General features: G+C 41.3%; 13 protein-coding genes and 1 tRNA gene. All 14 read left to right on the top strand.

Translation table 11 applies throughout. The features are described 5' to 3' along the window. Positions 1 to 49: 49 nt before the first annotated feature. The 14 genes from G622_RS0113925 to G622_RS0113855 all read left to right on the top strand — a co-directional run bounded on the left by G622_RS0113925 (position 50) and on the right by G622_RS0113855 (position 18,216). Positions 50 to 862 (top strand): LytR/AlgR family response regulator transcription factor, encoded by an 813-nt coding sequence (locus G622_RS0113925; protein WP_026511212.1) that lies wholly within the window; start codon positions 50 to 52, stop codon positions 860 to 862. A gap of 358 nt (positions 863 to 1,220) precedes the next feature. Further along, the gene (locus G622_RS23030) at positions 1,221 to 2,213 is read left to right on the top strand and encodes a transporter substrate-binding domain-containing protein (RefSeq protein ID WP_049945872.1); all 993 of its coding nucleotides are present in this window, start codon (positions 1,221 to 1,223) and stop codon (positions 2,211 to 2,213) included. Between the two features lie 174 nt (positions 2,214 to 2,387). Continuing rightward, the gene (locus tag G622_RS0113915; protein WP_026511211.1) at positions 2,388 to 3,176 is read left to right on the top strand and encodes an amino acid ABC transporter permease; all 789 of its coding nucleotides are present in this window, start codon (positions 2,388 to 2,390) and stop codon (positions 3,174 to 3,176) included. Beyond that, positions 3,160 to 3,936 carry an amino acid ABC transporter ATP-binding protein gene (locus G622_RS0113910; RefSeq protein ID WP_026511210.1) on the top strand — a complete coding sequence of 259 codons (777 nt, stop codon included), beginning with the start codon at positions 3,160 to 3,162 and terminating at the stop codon, positions 3,934 to 3,936. Before G622_RS0113915 ends, G622_RS0113910 begins: the two co-directional genes overlap by 17 nt. A gap of 16 nt (positions 3,937 to 3,952) precedes the next feature. Next, the gene (locus tag G622_RS0113905; RefSeq protein ID WP_026511209.1) at positions 3,953 to 5,500 is read left to right on the top strand and encodes an amidohydrolase; all 1,548 of its coding nucleotides are present in this window, start codon (positions 3,953 to 3,955) and stop codon (positions 5,498 to 5,500) included. A gap of 35 nt (positions 5,501 to 5,535) precedes the next feature. Continuing rightward, positions 5,536 to 5,617: transfer RNA gene (locus G622_RS0113900), tRNA-Leu, on the top strand. A 384-nt stretch (positions 5,618 to 6,001) separates the two neighbouring features. Further along, positions 6,002 to 8,905, top strand: coding sequence for a non-ribosomal peptide synthetase (locus G622_RS0113895; RefSeq protein WP_026511208.1), 2,904 nt, complete (start codon positions 6,002 to 6,004; stop codon positions 8,903 to 8,905). 8 nt (positions 8,906 to 8,913) lie between these two features. After that, a complete protein-coding gene (locus G622_RS25825) occupies positions 8,914 to 9,060 on the top strand; it encodes a hypothetical protein (RefSeq protein ID WP_155831496.1) in 147 nt (48 codons plus the stop codon). A gap of 315 nt (positions 9,061 to 9,375) precedes the next feature. Further along, the gene (locus G622_RS0113885) at positions 9,376 to 10,641 is read left to right on the top strand and encodes a hypothetical protein (protein ID WP_026511207.1); all 1,266 of its coding nucleotides are present in this window, start codon (positions 9,376 to 9,378) and stop codon (positions 10,639 to 10,641) included. Between the two features lie 350 nt (positions 10,642 to 10,991). Next, a complete protein-coding gene (locus G622_RS0113875; protein ID WP_049945871.1) occupies positions 10,992 to 12,041 on the top strand; it encodes a haloacid dehalogenase-like hydrolase in 1,050 nt (349 codons plus the stop codon). Positions 12,042 to 12,464: 423 nt separating this feature from the next. Then, a complete protein-coding gene (locus G622_RS0113870) occupies positions 12,465 to 13,850 on the top strand; it encodes an ABC transporter substrate-binding protein (RefSeq protein WP_026511204.1) in 1,386 nt (461 codons plus the stop codon). Between the two features lie 20 nt (positions 13,851 to 13,870). Continuing rightward, the gene (locus G622_RS24755; protein ID WP_081675325.1) at positions 13,871 to 15,724 is read left to right on the top strand and encodes a sensor domain-containing diguanylate cyclase; all 1,854 of its coding nucleotides are present in this window, start codon (positions 13,871 to 13,873) and stop codon (positions 15,722 to 15,724) included. A gap of 66 nt (positions 15,725 to 15,790) precedes the next feature. Continuing rightward, positions 15,791 to 16,516, top strand: a complete 726-nt coding sequence (locus G622_RS0113860) for a spermidine synthase (protein WP_026511203.1) — start codon at positions 15,791 to 15,793, stop codon at positions 16,514 to 16,516. A gap of 98 nt (positions 16,517 to 16,614) precedes the next feature. After that, a complete protein-coding gene (locus tag G622_RS0113855; RefSeq protein ID WP_026511202.1) occupies positions 16,615 to 18,216 on the top strand; it encodes an MBL fold metallo-hydrolase RNA specificity domain-containing protein in 1,602 nt (533 codons plus the stop codon). Positions 18,217 to 18,342: the final 126 nt, after the last annotated feature.

Genomic DNA, 18,342 nt, shown 5'->3' with positions numbered 1-18,342 from the left:
AATATATGCATAAAAATAGATTATTGTTTATAGAGGGGATAATGGGAAAATGAGAATTATAGCAGTTGACGATGAGGAACTGGCACTTGAGGGATGTATAAATGCTATAAAGAAGGTTGAACCATCAGCATCAATTAACGGCTTTACAAGTGGGAAAAAAGCTATTCAAAAAGCGGACGAGATCGCTCCGGAGGTGGCTTTTCTCGACGTTGAAATGAGAACGGATAATGGAATCGATGTGGCAAAAAAGCTTCAGGAGAAAAATCCTAAAATAAATATCATTTTTGTCACAGGATATTCAGATTATATGCAGCAGGCTTTTGAGATTTATGCAAGTGGGTATATCATGAAGCCTGTTACCGCTGCCAAGGTTAAGGCAGAGCTGGAACATTTACGATTTCCGGTGGAAAAAGAGGATGATTCAAAGAGTAACAAATTGAAGGTACATACATTTGGAGAATTTGAGGTTTTCACCTCAAACGGCGTACCTCTGGATTTTGTTTACAGTAAGACAAGGGAGCTTCTGGCGGTGCTTATAGACGCGAACGGAGCAATGCAGACTTTGAATCAGATCATGGAAAAAATATGGCAGGATGAAGATGATGCGGGAAGCCACAGATCCTATATGAGGAACCTGTTTGCGGATATGAGCAACATATTTGCTGAGCATGGCTGCGCAGAGGCTTTGATCAGAAGAAGAGGAGAGGCCGGAATAAACAAGGAATATTTTGATTGTGACTATTTTGATTTCCTGGCCGGAAATAGAAATGAGACCGGTTTCGTGGGTGAGTATATGAATCAATATAGCTGGGCAGAATCCACCCTTGGAAAACTTTTTCAACTGTCTGATAATGTTTTATAAAATTTAATTTGTTCATAACTATGAGGCGCAAAACCGCACCACTACTGTATTTAGTGGATGTGACACTTTTGTGACACTATATATGAGATAATAAAGTCCCAAATGATTTCCTCTATTATATAGTTCCCTCTATAATAATTAAGGATGAGAGAAGCGCTTGTTTATTCAGGCGCTTTTTTCATGCCCTTTTATAAAAACAATTATTGATGTTTTTTAATTTAAGGGGTTGATAAAATACATCAACTGTATTATTATGTATAAAACGAACATGGAAATGAATATTTATGCATTTAATAATGCATTATTGATCACAATTCGTATTCAGTAAGTAAATGCGGATATTGAAGGAGGATTTATTATGAAGAAGAAATTTATTGCTGCTATGTTAGTAGGTGCTATGACATTAAGTATGACAGCCTGCGGTGGATCTGCCAAGGACACAGGCGCTGCTACAGAGGCTGAGAGCACTGCTGAGGCTTCAACAGAGGCTGAGAGCGCAGCTGCAGAAGAGAGCACAGAAACCGCTGAGGAGAATACAGAGGCTGCTGATGACAGCGCAGAGACAGAAACTGCTGAAGATAACACAGAGAGCGCTTCTGCTGACATCTCAACCGTAACGGCAGGTAAGCTTACGGTAGCTACTTCACCTGACTTTGCTCCCTATGAGTTTTATGCAGTTGATGAGTCAGGAACACCTAAGCTCGCAGGGTTTGATATTGCTCTTGCTGAGTACATCGCTGATTACCTTGGACTTGAGCTTGAAGTAGTACCTGTTGATTTTGATGGTGTGCTCATGGAGCTTCAGACTAAGGCAGTTGATCTTGGTGTTGCAGGACTTTCTCCTGATCCGAAGCGTGAATCCATTATGGATTTCTCTGATATCTATTACGAAGGCGGACAGTCATTCGTATGCACACAGGAGAACAAGGACAAGTTCACAAGCCTTGAAGATACAAACAATTCTGATATCGAAGTAGGTGCACAGACAGGTTCAATCCAGGTTGACCTTGCTCAGACCAACAGCCCTGATGCAGAGATCATTCAGCTTACTAAGGTTACAGACATCATTGCTGAGCTTCTTGCAGGAAAGCTTGACGGCGCTTACATCGAGACTGCAGTTGCTGAGAGCTATGCCAAGAATTATCCTGAGCTTTGCGTAGTACTTGATGTTCCCTATGACGGAGCAGAAGGTTCTGCAATCGGCATCAGCAAGGGTAACGAAGCTCTTAAGGCAGGTGTTAACGAAGCTATTGCCAAGGCAATCGAAGAAGGAAAGATGGATGAGTTTGTTGCTACTGCAAATGAGCAGGCAAGTGGTGATATTATCGAGGGACTTCTTGACCAGCAGTAATCTGCCTGAAGGATAGGTATTCAAGATAAAATCCGCAGACAATACGAATTCTGTCAGGACTCGGGAATGAAAGTGTTTCCGAGTCTTGTTTTCTGTTATAATGAATAAAAGTATCGGATTTTCGTAAATTTGATACGGGATAAAACAACCAACAAATTTGAAATGAGGAACACTATGGACAGCTTTATCAAAATTGAGAATTTCTCAAAAATCTCGCCATATGCAAGCCTGTTCTGGCAGGGCGTAGTGGTTACAATCATGTTATCTCTTTTTACTGTTGCCATCGGCTTCGTGCTGGCACTGATTCTCTCTACCATGAGAATGTCAAGATTCTATCCGCTGGCTTTTCTTGGACTTGATTCTGAGGGTCATCAGAAGGAAAAGGGAATAGGCGTAGTGATAGGAAAATTTAACCCCTTAAGTTTTCTTGCAACAGCTTATGTTGAGATTTTGAGATCAACACCTGTTATCGTTCAGGTTGCCATAATTTACTATGGCGTTTTCGGTGCGCTTATAGAGCTGCCAAGTTTTACCTTCCTGGGATTTATAAAATTTGAGCGTTTCTTTCCCGGCGTGGTTGCTCTGGGAATGAACTCAGGAGCATATCTTTGCGAGATCATGAGATCAGGAATCCAGTCAATCGACGGAGGACAGACTGAAGCAGCAAGATCACTGGGAATGAGCCAGTTTCAGAACCTTAAATACATAATTCTTCCGCAGGCTATTAAGAACATTTTGCCTGCGATTGCAAATGAGTTCGTTGTAATTATCAAGGAATCAGCTATTACATATACAATCGGCGTTCAGGATATCATGTCAGCAGTTAACGCAGTAAGAGGCGCGACATTTATTATCATAGAGCCGCTTTTAGTTGCTACGGCGATTTATTTCTGCCTGTGCTTCCCTACAAGTAAACTGATTGCATATTTTGAGAGGAGGATGAGCCGTGGCGACAAGAGATAAACTCATCAGGGTTACAGACCTGGAAAAACATTACAATTTTGGAGCAATTAAGGCTTTGGACGGTGTGACCATCGATATCGACAGAGGAGATGTGATGGTGGTTATAGGACCGTCAGGAAGCGGAAAATCAACATTTCTTCGCTCACTCAATCTTCTGGAGGAACCTACAGGTGGAGCGATAATTTTTGATGATATCGATATCACCAAGAAGAAATACAAAGATGAAAACGGTAAGTGGGTCAAGGTGGACATAGACCTTCACAGACAAAAGATGGGAATGGTTTTCCAGCATTTTAACCTTTTCCCTCACAAGACGATTATGCAGAACATGATCCTTGCACCTGTTAAGGTGAAAAAGGTCCCTGAGGAAGAAGCAAAGAAAAAAGCATTAGAGCTTCTTGCTAGAGTAGGGCTTGAGGACAGAGCTGATGCTTATCCTATTCAGCTTTCAGGCGGACAAAAACAGCGTATAGCAATTGTGCGTGCGCTTATGATGGAGCCTGAGGTTATGCTTTTTGATGAGCCTACATCTGCACTTGACCCTGAGATGGTAGGTGAAGTTCTGGATGTTATGAAACAGCTGGCAAAAGAAGGCATGACCATGGTGGTTGTTACTCACGAGATGGGATTTGCAAGGGAAGTTGGAAACAGAGTTCTTTTCATGGCTGACGGTAAGCTTCTTGAACATGGAACTCCTGAGGAGATCTTCGAACATCCCAAGCACCCCAGACTTCAGGAATTTTTAAGTAAGGTACTTTGAGGTAGTATCGGAACATATGAACGAACAGAAGACAATTGCGATTAGTGAAATTGAAGACAAACATGAACTTATAGCTGAGGTTGCAGACAAAATCTGGGAGTATGCAGAGCTTTCACTTCAGGAGTATAAATCCTGTGACCTGTATTGCGATACGCTTACAAAAGAAGGATTTCTTGTTGAAAAAGGAATCTGTGATATTCCGACAGCTTTTAAGGCATCCTTTGGAAATGGAAAACCGGTGATCGGAATCCTTGCTGAATATGATGCTCTTTCAGGGCTCTCACAGGAAGGCGGAGCATTGGAACATTCTCCTGTGATACAGGGAGGCGGCGGTCACGGATGCGGCCACAATTTACTTGGAGCAGGGGCATTTGCTGCTGCTTTCGGAATAAAAAAGTATCTGGAGAGCGCAGGTGAAAATAAGGGAACGGTAATCCTGTACGGATGTCCCGGCGAGGAAGGCTGTGCTTCCAAGGCTTTCATGGCAAGGGACGGAGAGTGGGATGATATTGATGCAGCTCTTACCTGGCATCCTGAGGACTGTAATGAAGTTGTCACAGGTTCATCCAATTCATGTATTCAGGTTCAGTACACCTTTCATGGAATTGCTTCTCACGCATCGGCAACTCCTGATAAGGGAAGGAGTGCTCTCGATGCAGTTGAGCTGATGAATATAGGCGTTCAGTTCTTAAGAGAGCATATGAGCGACAGAGCAAGGGTTCATTATGCAATAACTGATGCAGGCGGTGTCAGCCCCAATGTTGTTCAGGCCAAGGCGCAGGTTCTTTATATGGTTCGTTCTAATCATGTGTCTGAAGCGGTTGAACTGCAGAAGCGTGTGGACAAGATCGCGGAAGGCGCAGCTTTGATGACAGAGACCACCTACGAGCGAAAATTTGTTGATGGCCTCTCCGACACAGTTACAAACAGAGTACTGGAGAGAGTACTATATAAAAACTTCGAGGAGCTTGGAGTTCCGGAATATACAAAGGAAGAGCTTCTTTATGCAAAAAAGCTTTCCATGACTTATGAAGACAGTGATCATACTCCGGGTCTTGGCTCAGCTTTTGATATTATGTATGCTGAAAATGTCAAAGGTTTAAGGGGTGAATATGCTAAACAATGCCGGGAAGCATATGAGAGCCTTGGGGATAATGAGGAACCGGAAGATAATAATATCAAAACAGTTGCCGGTGCAAAGGCTTCTGATAAAAGAGTCGGAGGAATGAACGGATTCCTTCTGCCTCATTTTGAAGGAGAGGCTTTTGAACCCGGCTCAACCGATGTTGGAGATGTTAGCTGGTGCTGCCCTACAGCCCAGATACACGTTGCAGCCTGGCCAAACGGCTGCCCCGGACACAGCTGGCAGAACGTCTCATCAGCAAGAACTGAGATAGGCCACAAGGCAGCAGTGCACGCAGGAAAAGTAATGTGTGCAGCCGCAATTGACCTTTTTGAGAATCAGGAACTTCTTACGGAAGCAAAAGAGGAGTTCAAAAAGCGCACTGCAGGCGGATATGTATGCCCTATCCCCAAGGACGCAAAAGCCGAGGCAGTTACTTGACGTAATGAGATTCACGCTGTATATTAGAACAGTTAGCAGAAGTGATGGAATTGGCAGACATGCAGGATTTAGGTTCCTGTGCCGCGAGGCGTGTGGGTTCAAGTCCCATCTTCTGCATTTATTTTTATCAGTATTCATAGAGTGTTATGGAAGTACCGAAACACTAGATGAATACTGATTTTTCTTTACTTTCACATTGCTTATTATGTATCGTGGAATATCTCCAAAAAGTACCTAAAAACAGAGTTAATGTAGTCAGAAATGTAGTCAGATTTGTAGTCGTGTAAATGCAGTATTCATAGGGCGTTAGGGGTTATATTGCAATGATTTTATTGCCGGGGTTAACCGTATTTTGTTCCGCAGGAAAAAAAGGCTAAAGGACATGTTAAAAGTATCTAAATAATTGATAAATACACGATAATAGCCAAGGCACTAGCTTATAATTGTTATATTAGGATTATTTGCCTAAATGATATTTGACTAAAGGGGGATGAATTGAATATGGATTTTTTACAGAGATTAGAAGAAAACTGCAAAAATAAACCTGATACAGTAGCGGTTAAGGACACAACCAGACAGATCACCTATGGTGAGCTTAATGATATTTCAGCGAAAATATATTCATACCTGAAAGCAAAAGGTATTGGTAAAGAAGATATAGCTCTCATAAATCTGCCCAGAGGGGCTTCTGTAATAGCTGCAATGGTAGGTGTGCTCCGTTCCGGGGCAGCCTTTATCATAATGGATGCAGGTGATCCTGCAGAGAAGATTAAATATGTATTAAATAATAGTAAGAGTAAAATTCTTATAACAACGGAAGTTTACGCAGAGATGCTTGAAGCGGAACCCTTATATGGTTATGAACGAAGAAGGCCTCATGATCTGGCATATGTGATCTACACCTCGGGCACAACAGGGCATCCTAAGGGTGTTATGCAGGAATATGGAGTTCTTGAAGAAATATTTGAGAGTCAAAAAGCTGTAATAGATGAGAAAAATGCAGACTCTGTAATAATGGGATTGATATCGCCGCTTACTTTCACTGCATCATTATTCTGGATTATTTCTATTCTTTATGTCGGAGCAAGTATCAATATAATTCCATTTAATATTGTTAAAAATGTCAGAATTCTGTCTGAATTCATAGAGAATGAAGGGATTAATACGATATTCTTCACACCTTCGTTTTTCAGGCTGTTTGATAGTCTGCCTAAGACTTTAAAAAGCGTAACTTTGGGTGGAGAGCCATCTGCAAATGTGTATACCGATAAAGTGGATCTGTTTAATGGCTATTCACAGACTGAAACCGGTTTCATGATAGCCGCAATGAGAATTGACAAGAGCTATGACAGGCCCCCTGTAGGAAGAAACGCCATAGGAAAGAATATCATGATCCTGGGCGAAGACGGTGAAGTATTAAATGCAGGAGAAGAAGGCGAGGTATGTATAGAAGCGCCGTACTTCAGAGGATATGTTGGGCTTCCCGAAATGACTGCGGAGGCAAAAAGAAATGACGTATTGCATACGGGTGATATAGGAAGGATTACACCTGAGGGAGAGCTTCTGATTCTTGGCAGAAATGATGATATGGTAAAGATAAACGGTAACCGTGTCGAGGTTTCAGAGATAGAGGAAGTCGCTAAAAGGGTAACCGGACTTGAGTGGGTAGGTGCGAAAGCATTCGTTACTGAAAAAAATGCATTCGTGTGCCTGTATTACCTGGAGGAACTAAACATAACTACGGAGGAGCTTCGGGAAAAGCTTTCAGAACACCTTCCCGGCTATATGATACCATCGAGATATGTGAAGATAGACAGCATACCTAAAAACGCAAATGGGAAATTTTCCAGGAAGCTTCTTCCGCTGCCTGAAGTAAAAGTTATTGATGATGAAAAACCTGCAACTGAAACAGAAAGAATTCTCTGTGAAGCAATAGCCAAAGTGCTTGGACTGGAAACGGTTGGTGTGAATACAGATTTCTATGAGATGGGAGGAGATTCCATTCGTTCTATTATGCTGGTGAGCGAACTTTCCTGGTCTGACTTCACTGTTGCGTTTGTATACAGGGGAAGAACCTCCAGGGGTATGGCAAAGCTTTATGAGAAAATAAAAGGTGCCCAAAAAGAAGACTATGACCTTTTGGAAGAGGAGGCGGAGAAGCAGTTATTTCCGATGATAAACGAACAGCAGTACTTTTTTGATTATCAGTTATATACTCCTATGTCAACCATGTATAATCTTGCAATAATGATAAGATTTTTAAATGATGTAGATATGGACAGACTGGCGGAGGCTATAAAGGAGGTCATTAAGGGACACCCCGTATTTATGACCAAATTTTTCTTTACGGAAGAGGGAGTTATGCAAAAATTCTGCCCATCAGAACCGGAGATAAGGGTGGAAGAAGTATCTGAAGCGGATATGGTTGATATAATGGAGACTCTGGTCAGACCTTATAAAATGGTCGATAATTATCTATATAGGATGAGACTTTTTCTGACTGAACGTGGAGGATACCTGTTCATAGATATTCATCACTGTATCGCTGACGGAACCAGCCTGAATATTTTGCTCAGGGATATACAGAAAGCTTATCAGGGAGAACCTCTTGACAAAGACTATTATTATGCTTATCTGAACAAACTCAGTACATATGTTTCCGACACCCCGGAAGGATTTGAGAATTATGAGAAGTCTTTTCATGAGATCACAGACTGGACAGCAAAACCGGAGATTGATATAGAGAGCAGGGATAATACTCGAGGTATTATAAAATCAGATATTCCTGTTTCAAAAGCTTCTTTTGATATTATATCGGAAAAGTATGGGGTTGGTAAGAATCCCTTTATCATTGCGGCTACCGTAATGGCCCTGGCGGCTGAAACGAAAAAGAATGATATCTTGCTTGGATGGATTTTTGACGGTAGAGTAAATGAACTTGAAAAAAGTCAGGTGGGCTTGGTGATTAAGGATAAACTGTTATGTGTAAGACTGCTTGATGATATGACACTGTCGGATTTTCTTAAGACGATAGTTAAAAAGATTGAAATGGGTATAACATATTACGATTATGACATTACTATGCCTGAAGGACATCAAATCGTAAGTGACGATATCACGTGTGTTATATATCAATCAAACCTGTTGGCGTTCAATGCTGAAGGAGTACTTAAGTATCAGTTAGTAGAACTTCCGGATAAGTACGGGGCAACAGAAAATATAATTAATGTAGAAATGATTGACGGAGAAATCTTTCCACAGCTTATCATAGTCTACAATAGTGCACTCTACAAAGAGGAGACTATTGACGGCTTCATGAAAAAGATAGCTAAGTCAGCACTTAAACTTGCAGAGTATGCAGATAAACCGGAGACAAAGATAATGACATTGATACATGAAATGTAGGGGAAAAAATGAGCATAAACCTTTCTGATCATTTTACATATGGGAAGCATACAGGCTTGTCAGATAATATGAAAAACATTGAGATTGTAAGAGGGATTATTCATCCTATAAGTCCAATAATATTTGAATGTGGACAGCTTTCCGTATGGACATAATGATATATGATATGCTTTTATTCATTTGATCTGAGATGGAGTCAAGTAGGAAGACAACAGTTGTAAACATGCAGCGCCTAGGGCTCTAGGAGTACTTTATATTTATTTAATATTTAAGTAAGAATTGGCATACAATTATATATACGAAAAAATGCTACAATTATAAGCGCTAAACGGCAATACAAGATTCTAAGTAAAGGAGATTCCTGGAAAACAATCAAGGGAATCGACCTGACTGTTGTGAAGGGCGAGCGTATTGCCATTATATGCAAAAATAAATTTGTGATTTATCGCATATGACCAGGGAGAAGAAAGATGACAAGATTCCTTTTTTCTGAAATCAATTCTTTATACGCATCAAGTAAAGAAAGCCCCAATGTCATTCACTTCATAATGAGGATGCAGGACACTATCGATGGAAATATACTTCGACATGCAGTTGATACTACTATGGAGCGTTATCCTTATTTTGCTGTAAAGCTGACTAAAATGGATGACCGGTATGTTTTTGAATCGAATGAGCAACCTGTCGCAGTAGTAAATACTGAAAAAGACATTGAGCTAAACAGCAAAGAATCTAACTTCCATATGTTGGCTTTTTCCTGGCATGACGACATTATCGTACTGAATATCTGTCATGCTCTTACAGATGGAACGGGGGCTTATGAACTCTTAAGAACTTTACTGTATTATTATTGCTCTGAATTTTATAATGTTAAGCTCAGCAGAGATAAGATTCGTCTTAAGGGAGATATAATTCCGCCACAGGAGTGGGATGACCCCACGATCAACATTCCTGATCCACCCTCGGGTGGCGGCGGAGAAATTCTACCTTCTCTAAATCCTGAGATAGAGAAGAAAAGAGAAGGCGATGTCAGGACTGTATTTGGAATTTCTATAGATGAATCAGAGTTAATGCGCTTTTCTTCTGCTAATGATGGAAGCCCCGGAACGATGACTGCTCTATTTCTAAGCAGAGCTATAGCTGATGTTCATCCTGATAAGGTCAGTCCTATAAGGATCAGCATGTGCGTTAACCAGCGAAAAGCACTGAATGCTCCGCTTGCACACCAAAGTCTTGTTGGTGGAGCATGGCTCGAGTACAAAGAAAAAATGTGGACATGGCCAATTGATAAACAGGCTATGTGCTTCCGGGGAATGGTATTTGCTCAGACGCGGGATGAGAGTGTGCTATCTACGCAAGCCTCAATAAACAGTTTCACGCGAAAGCTTCTGGCACTTCAAACAGATGAAGAGCGGTTTGAAGCCGCCAAAGAAAACAGTCAGTCTCTTAAAGCTGTTCTTTCAGCCACGGTCAGTTATATTGGTAAGGCTAATTTTGGTGAGGCTGAAAAATATATTAAAGAATTTCATACATGGGCACATCCTCTGAATGAAAGCATTTTGCTTGAGGTATCTGCAGTAAATCATGAGGTAACTATTGAGTTTATACAGAACTTTTCGGATCCTGTGTATTTTGATGCTTTTTTAAAAGAACTTAGTAGCAACGGAATCAGATTTGAGCATAAATATACGGAAAAACTGGCTATTCCCAATGTAAGACTTCCCTGGAGCGTGTAGCTATTATGGAAACATACGTATGAACGGATCTGGCAGTCAAACATCCCTTTACGGAAGGCATGACGATTTCTGAGGATTGTTATACCTGGATGCAGTATGCAGCAGAACCGGGTGTTTTTGTATTCAATCCCCAAACCCCGGGGCCATTCAGGATCTGCAGATGGCGGAAAGACTCATCCAGTAACAGGGAGGGAGATTATAGTCATATAAAAGCTTTAAATGACACAAGAGGCTTCATGGACGCTTTAAAAATTGCCTCAAAATACAGGGATTTCAGTCCGGAAGAGGTCGACTAACCTCTACCTGAAGATACTTGATTATACTTCTTTATCGTGAATTATGGTGAGATTATGAAAAGAAAACCTTTTGTTTTTTCAGTTATTTTTGGAATGGCGATTTTGTTTTCTTGCCTGGCTGGATGCGGTGGAAAGAACGAAAATGTAAAGTTTGAGTATTGGAATGAGGATGCTCAGTCACTTGCCGAACTACAAGAATATGTGAAGGATGTGACTGATAAATCTTCTTCTCATTTTATTCCGGAAGAGGACAGAATTGCAGTATTTGATATGGATGGCACAGTGTATGGTGAACTTGCGCCTACCTATATCGAATGGCTGTTGTACGACTATCGCGTGAATGAGGATCCGGGATTTCTTGCGGATGATGCAGAAAAAGCAGTAGCTGATCAGATTGTTGAAGTGATTAAAACAGGCGTTATCCCCGAAAATCTTGAGAAGGAACACGCTGTGCAGAATGCCAGGGTTTATGCCGGAATGACTGTAGAAGGCTATAGGCAGTATGTTCGCGATTATTGTAACAGGCCGGTGATGGGTTTTGAAGGCATGACCTATAAGCAGGCTTTTTATAAGCCTATGATCGAAGTGGTGGATTATCTTAATGAAAACGGGTTTACTGTTTATATCTGTAGCGGTACAGATAGGATCCTTTGTCGGGAGCTTATCGATGGAGTACTTGCAATAGAAGAGAACCATGTAATTGGCATGGATGTTATGTTAAAGGCCAGGGGTCAGGGTAATACCGATGGTCTGGAATACACGTTTACTTCAGACGATGCAGTGGTCCGCACAGATGAGTTCCTGATCAAAAACGTTAAGATGAATAAAGTCAGCCAGTTGGCGCAGGAATTGGGAAAACAGCCGGTGCTTAGTTTTGGAAACAGCAGTGGAGATGAGAGTATGGGTGTTTATACTACTGCTAATAATCCATATTACAGTAAGGCCTTCATGCTGATTGCTGATGATAATGAATGCGACAACGGAAATCCTGAAAAAGCTTTGGAAAAAGCGGAAAAATGGCGTGAGCATGGCTGGGTTGTTATTTCAATGAAAGATGACTTTAAGACAATATATGGAGACAATGTAAAAAAACGACATAATTGAAAAGAGGCGAGAGAAGTATGCATAACGAGAAAACCTTAGGAATGCTATCAAGGCTTTTCTTTAGTATGCTGCCCGTACAGATCCTGATATTTGCGATGGAATCAATTAATTCCATGGTATGATGAACATGAAATCCTGGGCTAATGCTCAGGATTTTTTATGGTTGTTCATGATTAGTCCTGAACAACCATTTTTATTTGATTTTATCTGAGTTTGTGAGCAAACATTTTGTTTATCAGGTATCGTGGATAATCTTCCCAAAAGCACCCTGAAACAGTTCCAATGTTGTCAAAAATGTTGTCATATGTCGATGACCTCAAAGTCTGTTAAATCTTTATAAAGTCAGTTATTAGCCACAGTTTTAAAGTATAATGGAAACAAATTAAACTGTTTACTATTAAATGAATTTGAGGGGATTTTGCGATGGGATTTAAATGGAATAACAAACTTCAAAAAATCATTTCATCTTGGTTGTTGGTTTCAACAGTTTTTTCTTTGGGATGCGGTAATGGCACTGCTGATACTGCAGGTGTCGAAGCAACACCCTCCGCGCAGGCAGTTATTGAGGAGGTTTTAAATAATGCCGGCAATCCTGAGAATCTTGTTGCAGAAGAAGGGGCAACCATAGAATTTACCTTCTGGGACGGATCTCCTACGGATATGGAGGCATGGGATACTGTCTTAAACCAGCTCGAGAATGACCATCCTGAGATAACAATCATCAGACAAAGATACCCCTCAACAGAGTACAGAGATGTTATAAATTCAAGAATCAGCCGGGGAGACTGGCCTGATGTCATGAGATATCAGTATCAGTACCTGGGACAGTTCAAGTTACAGGACAGCATGCTTGATCTTACACCTTATCTGTCAAGAGAAAGCCTTGAGGATATCAATGAAGGTTTCATGATGGGTGGCATTCATAATGGAAAGGTGGTTGCATTGCCGCATCACACTGATGTCATCGCCTTGTTTTATAACAAGCGCATGTTTGAGAAGTCCGGCATCAGAATCCCCAAGAGCATGGCTGATGCGTATACCTGGGATGAATTAAAGGAAATTGCCCGCAAAGTAAAGGAAGACAACAGACTTTATTATGCAGGTACGGGAATATGGCAAAACAATTTAGGCTACAGATTTCTTCCATTTGTTTATATGAACGGTGGAGCACTTCTTAGTGAGGATCAGACCAAAATAACAGTTGATTCCAAGGAGTTTCGCGAGGCTATTCAGTTTTATAAGGACATGAGAGATGAAAATCTGTTTTCTGAGTCCGGTTTCACAGGTCCCCAGGAAGCCAATAACCTTTTCGTCTCTGAGGAAGTTGCATTTGACTTTGCCGGAAGCTGGCACTGCTCATTTATGCAGAAAAACATGCCAGACAACTGGGGTGTGACCTACATGCCTCAAAAGAATGGCAAGACAGGCACTGATATGGGCGGAAATGCACTATTTTGCTATAAAGATACAAAATATCCTAAAGCAGCAGCTATAGTGGCAGAGTATATAACAAGCAAGGAGCAGATGAAGACTTTCTGTGAAATAGGCGACTTTATCCCTGTGCGCAAGAGTCTTTTGGAAACCGAGCTTACTTATGCAAATCACAAGCAAGAGATGGAGCTGTTCAAGGAGATAGCAACCACGCTTGATCCCAAGATGGCTGCGGATGAAACCTCTGAACACTTTACTGATCTTAATATAATTTTTGGAAACAACATGGATAAAATTGTATTCGACAGGAATGCAAGTGTTGATGATGTCTTAAAATCGTGCGAGAAGGAGATGCGGACCGCGCTGACCAAAGAATGACATTCGCATTATGAGGATCCATGATGAAATTCCGACTGTTTAATAGAAAATTCAAATTAAATGCGAAGTTATTATTTATGGCTTTTGTGGTAATGATCATTACCGGGCTTTTAATGAGTGGATTATTCTATGGCTTATACATATCAGCCAAGGATAGTCTTGTCAGTGCGTGGAAAAATAATGTAACAGAGGCTGCAAATTCGGTTGATTACTATCTGAAAGCACCTATCGATGCTGTAAATTTCTCTTCGATCACAATAGATGAAATGATAAATAAGGGCTCATCAAGTGATGAGATACGTGAATATCTGAAAGGTGAGACCGAGGTGTATTCTGGTCTTATCGAAGGGATCAACACAGGTCTATATGGCTATATAAGAGGAGAATATCTGGATGGAAGCGGCTGGGTTCCGAACGATTCCTATGATCCGAAGGAGCGTCCATGGTACACCGATGCCATATCCAATAAAGGACGCACGGTTATTTCCAATCCATTCCTTAATGAACAGACACATATAATGATGATCTCTGCCAGCAAACTTTTAAGTGACGGGGAGAGTGTTATTGCTGTTGACCTTTTTATGGTTGAATTCCAGGATCTTCTGCAGCGAATAATTGTTCAGAATAACGCCGAGGAAGCTATTATTTTGGATAAAAACGGAATGGTCATAGCTCATTCCGATTATCTGGAGGTCGGGAAAGATTACAGTAAAGACAGGGGCGAATTCGGCAAAGCGCTGGTGGATTCCCTTATAAAAAGCTATGATGGCAGCACTATCCTGGAAAACAACGGGAAGAAATATGCAACCTTTTTTGACAGGTGCAGTAAAGACTGGTACATCGCGGTTATTATCAATGAGAAGGATGCTTTCAGCTCCTTAAGGACAATTTATTTTGCAGCTGCTGTAGTGCTTTTTTTAGTCATGGCAGCGACTTTTGTGACCTTTAATTATATAGGCTATAAACAGAATGAAGTAGAGCATCTGGGCAATGAAGTGCTGGCGGTTGCGGATATTTATATGGCAATGATTGCTATAGATATAGAGACGGATATGATATCTGTAATCCGGAAAAATGAAGATACAGATGTTGTCCTTGGCGGAAATTATCAGAATTACAGCTCCAGGATAAGTGAATTCGTGAAGATGATATGTGCAGAGCGTTTCGTTGGGATGTTGGGGAGCTTTCTTGATCTGTCGACACTTGATGAAAGAATGGAAAGCGTCAATACAATAACCTGCGAGTTTGTGGATGCAAATGAACACTGGCTGCGCATGCGCTACATTTCAATGAAAAGACATGATGATGGCAGGATAGCGCAGGTGCTTCTTGCAGTTGAGTCAATTGATGATGATAAAAAGAAGCAGGAAAAACTCCGAATGCTGTCTGAGACCGACCGCCTGACAGGAATCATGAACAGAGGAAGCGGAGAGCAGCGCATTCGCGAAACGCTCCCTACCGTATCCTGTGGAATGTTCTGCCTGATGGATGCAGATAAGTTTAAACTTGTCAATGACACCTTTGGTCACGCAGTTGGAGACAAGGTTCTGATAGCCATTGCAAAAGCCCTTAAAGACTCCTTCCGTGATTCCGATGTTGTGTTCAGACTTGGAGGCGATGAATTCGCAGCATTCGTTGTGGAAGTAAAAGATACTGAGCTTGGTTCAAGGATCCTGCAGCGATTTTTTAATAAAATAGATCAGATAGAAATTCCTGAGATGAATGGTAAGAAAATATCCATCAGCATGGGAGTTGCATTCTATGATGCAGAAAAAAAGCAGCCCTTCGAAAAGCTGTATGAGCTTGCAGATAAGGGAACTTACTTAAGCAAAAAGGTAGAGGGTAATAAGTTTACTTTCTGTGAGGATGAGTAATAATTAAACTCTCCATATCAAATATGATAAAATCCCAGGTAAGAAAACTTTTGGGAGGACGTTTACATGAATCTGCTCGAGCAGCTTTCACTATATCTGTTTCCAAGGACCAGGTTTAAATCGGCAGACAAACACATCGAGATAAGAGATACCATTGAAAACGGCAGAGCGGTCAGGCTCCTTCTGTGTGATAACGTGAGAGAGTCGGGCATGTACCTTGATAAATATGGGGACAGAGACCCTCTTTTTAACTATATGAAAACACTAAAGCTTATGGTAGCACATCATAAAGGACTTAATAACTGCCTGCTTTTCGGTGGCGGCGGTTTTGTGATTCCAAAGCTCTATCTTAAGGACCATCCGGAAAGACGTATCACCGTGGTGGAGGTTGATGCAGGCTATGTTGAACTTGCCAAAAAGTTCTTTGACCTCGATCTTAGTGATAAGAGAATCACGGTTAAAATTCAGGATGGCTACGAGTTCATCAGGGACTTTAATTTTTCAGGTAATTCCCTTTCTGTAAGTAAATATGATCTGGTTATCTTCGATGCTTATACTGGAAGTGAAGTGTCTAAAACTATTCTTTCCGAATACGCATTAAAAAGTGTATATTCCATGATGAATCCCGGAGGAATATATGCCCTCAATATGATAAACGAGGCTCCGGATGTCATTTCCATGCAGACTCATATGACGAATTCCATTTTGAAAACCATTTTCAGATATACAAGAATTGTTCCCTGTCCCGGCGGAGGGAATTGTATTCTTATGGCTTCAGACAGAAAAATATAATACTGCTTCGGTTTATAGTTTCTTAATTTGCAAGCTCGATTTATTAGACTTAAAATTAATATATAGACTGCAATGGATTTTGCAAAAAGGAGGTGCCTATGAAGCTTGGTTTCATTGGTGCGGATCATGAAGTTACAGGCAGCTGCCATTACCTGGAGATTGGTGATAAGCACATTCTTGTTGACTATGGCATGGAGCAGGGGCGCATTTCATTTGAACATGTGGAGCTCCCGGTCAGTGCCGCTGAGATAGATTATGTATTTCTTACGCATGCCCACGTGGATCATTCCGGCAATTTACCATTGTTATATGCAAGAGGATTTCGCGGTAAAATTTTTATGACAAGACCCACTGCGGATCTGTGCAGCATAATGCTTCGCGACTGTGCGCATATACAGATGCAGGAGGCAGAGTGGAGAAGCCGCAAGGGAAAGCGTAACAAGGATATAAAGCAGATAGAGCCGCTTTATACCATGGAAGATGCAGATAACACCTTAAGACACATAGTTCCCTGTGACTATAACAGGAAAATAGAAGTATGTGACGGTGTGGTAATAAGGTTCACTGATATCGGACATCTCTTAGGATCTGCCAGCATAGAGGTCTGGCTTACGGAAAAGGGCGCCGAAAAGAAAATTGTATTTTCAGGTGACATAGGGAATAAGGACCAGCCATTAATTAAGGACCCTGCCTATACTTCCACGGCAGATTATGTGGTCATGGAATCCACCTATGGTGACAGATATCACGCCGAGGAAAGACCTGATTATGTTGCAGAGCTCACTGAGATATTGAACAGAACCTTTGCAAGGGGCGGAAATGTTGTAATTCCTTCCTTTGCGGTTGGAAGAACTCAGGAAATGCTGTATTTCCTCAGGACTATTAAAAAAGAACATCTCGTGACAGCGGTGGATGATTTCCCTGTTTACGTGGATTCCCCCATGGCGGTTGAAGCAACTGAAGTGTTCACGGATCACGCTATGGAATGTTATGACGATGAGGCTATGGACCTTGTTAAAAAGCATATCAATCCGATATCGTTTCCGGGGATTAACCTTGCAATTACAACTGAGGAATCAAGAGCCATAAATGAAGAGGAGACTCCAAAGGTAATTATCTCGGCTTCAGGTATGTGCGAGGCAGGAAGAATAAGGCATCACTTGAAGCACAATCTCTGGAGACCTGAATCAACGATACTGTTTGTGGGATATCAGTCTATCGGCACTACCGGCAGAAGCATAATTGATGGCGCTGATGAAGTGAGGCTTTTCGGTGAAACTATTGATGTTCAGGCTGAAATATGCAGACTTTCCGGACTTTCGGGACATGCCGACAAGGGAGGACTCATAAACTGGCTTCAGGGATTTAAGGAGAGACCAAAGAGAGTATTTATCGTCCATGGTGAAGACGGAACCTGTACCTCTTTTGCCAATTGTCTAAGGGATGAGTACGGATACGAAACCTATGCACCCTACAGCGGAACAGAGGTTGACCTTATCTCGGGACAGATAATTAAAGAGGGCGTTCCCAAGGCAGCAGTTAAGAAAGCCGGCAAGCTGGTATCTGATGTATTCACAAGACTTAAGGCTGCAGGTGCAAGACTTACTGCGATCATTGCAAGGAGCGAGGGTATGACCAATAAGGATAAGGCAAAATTTGCTGATCAGATTCTTGCCCTATGTGATAAGTGGGAGAACTGAGTATTTATAAACAGGATTTTGAACGGTTTTTCCTTTTTATCGTTCGAAAAGTCATAACCGGTAAGGAGTAAATTTTCAAAATTGAGTAATCAATAAGTCAAAATATAGTAAATGATGTAGGTGTAA

This window comes from Butyrivibrio sp. LC3010 (assembly GCF_000424385.1).
In the GTDB taxonomy this organism is placed as follows: Bacteria; Bacillota; Clostridia; order Lachnospirales; family Lachnospiraceae; genus Butyrivibrio.
The sequence above is the reverse complement of the archived record's forward strand: the minus strand, read 5'-3'. Positions and strand labels throughout refer to the sequence as shown.